The sequence below is a fragment of the Glutamicibacter sp. genome, assembly GCF_035257265.1.
Classification (GTDB): domain Bacteria; phylum Actinomycetota; class Actinomycetes; order Actinomycetales; family Micrococcaceae; genus Glutamicibacter.
Genome location: NZ_DATEXC010000013.1, coordinates 1 through 1,355 on the forward strand (window position 1 = coordinate 1; position 1,355 = coordinate 1,355).

Here is a 1,355-nt window from a genome sequence, read left to right on the forward strand (position 1 = left end):
CAGCCGCGAGGATCGCCTGAAGAAAGAAGGAGCAGCAGATGAGTATTCCTGCACACCCCTCTTCAGCCTGGACGGACAATGTCCTAGACCCCATGCGTCAGGTCACTGACCCGCTGGCGGACGCCGTCGTGGCGGAAGCCTTCCAGCAAGGCCAAGCCGATGCGGTGAATACCCTGATGCGGACGCTTATCGAGAATGACGACCTCCCATCGGACCAACTGCCACAAGGGATTCGTGAGTATCTTGCCACGAGCGCCCAGATGCCGGCCTGGATGGATCCAGCGCGCCTTCAGGTCGGCGAGCGGGTGTTCTGGCGCTATGGCCCGGAGATCATCATGAACCTCTTTTGCTATGGAACTCATAGCGAGTAAGCGCTAAGACGTATTGAAAGTCGTGCGAAAATTGATCATTGAGTAGGCTAACAGACGGCATCCTTTGCGAATCTCAGGCAACCGATCGTAGCTGATGACGAGTTTGCGAAAGGTATCTTGCCATCCAAAGGTGCGCTCCACTTTGTAGCGCAGTCGATACAGACGCCGATCAAACCAGCGGAACATCCGAGCAATCGCGATCGGCGTCTTGGCATTGCGGCGATTGGGATAGATCACCGGCTGCATGTGGTGAGCTTTGATAATGCCCTTGTTGTTCTGGGAGTCAAAGCCAGCATCCAGCGTGATGGCAGAGCCAGCGAGATCAATGCCGATCTGATCGGTGAAGTCCACCAGAGCGGTCAGGGTTTCCGGCAGAATGACTGTGTCTTGTTGATTGATGGGCTTAACGGAGAGCGGACCGATCACGAAACCATGGTTTTCTACGATCGTCAGTTCTTTTTCACCTTTCTGGTGCTTATGACCAGAATAGCCGAGGCCGAGGCCCCCTTTTTTACCACGGTGTTGGAGCCATCACCGTGGAGAACGGAGGTGTCGAGCTGATCGGTTTGATGCAACTGGATAATCGAGGCCTTAAAAAGCGTTTGATAAGAGCCATCTTTGGACCATCGATTGTGCCATTTATAGACGTTGGTGTAATGGAGTGCATTGCGCTTGGTTTTGAGTTGATCCCACTGCATCCCGGTATGCAAGACATACAGAATGTAGTTAAAGATTTTGTAGAGCGAGAGTTTTGGCTTTGGCCCTGTTTTGGGTCTTTTCAGATGGGGATCAATGTATCGGTTAAAGTCTTTACGAGAGACTTTGGTCGGAATCCGATTGTAGACGAACGAAGACATCGCAGTGTTGAGTTGGGTATCCATCGCCACCTACTCCCTGACGAAGGGGGCTAAATTGAGTCATAGAAATTCTCGCATTACTCCTTTATTTTAGCATACTTACGACAAAATCTCACTATGAGTTCAA

At 51.4% G+C, this 1,355-nt stretch carries 3 protein-coding genes; 1 reads left to right on the forward strand and 2 read right to left on the reverse strand.

Translation table 11 applies throughout. The features are described 5' to 3' along the window. The first annotated feature begins 38 nt into the window (after positions 1-38). Complete coding sequence (locus tag VJ369_RS01665; RefSeq protein ID WP_324090420.1) at positions 39-371, forward strand: hypothetical protein; 333 nt, start codon at positions 39-41, stop codon at positions 369-371. Between the two features lie 3 nt (positions 372-374). Here the strand turns inward: VJ369_RS01665 and VJ369_RS01670 are convergent, their stop codons facing one another. Both VJ369_RS01670 and VJ369_RS01675 read right to left on the reverse strand, forming a co-directional pair. Next, on the reverse strand, positions 375-824 hold the full coding sequence (locus VJ369_RS01670) for a transposase (RefSeq protein ID WP_324090422.1): 450 nt from the start codon (positions 822-824) through the stop codon (positions 375-377). Next, positions 821-1,252 (reverse strand): transposase, encoded by a 432-nt coding sequence (locus VJ369_RS01675; protein WP_324090421.1) that lies wholly within the window; start codon positions 1,250-1,252, stop codon positions 821-823. Before VJ369_RS01675 ends, VJ369_RS01670 begins: the two co-directional genes overlap by 4 nt. Positions 1,253-1,355 lie beyond the last annotated feature (103 nt).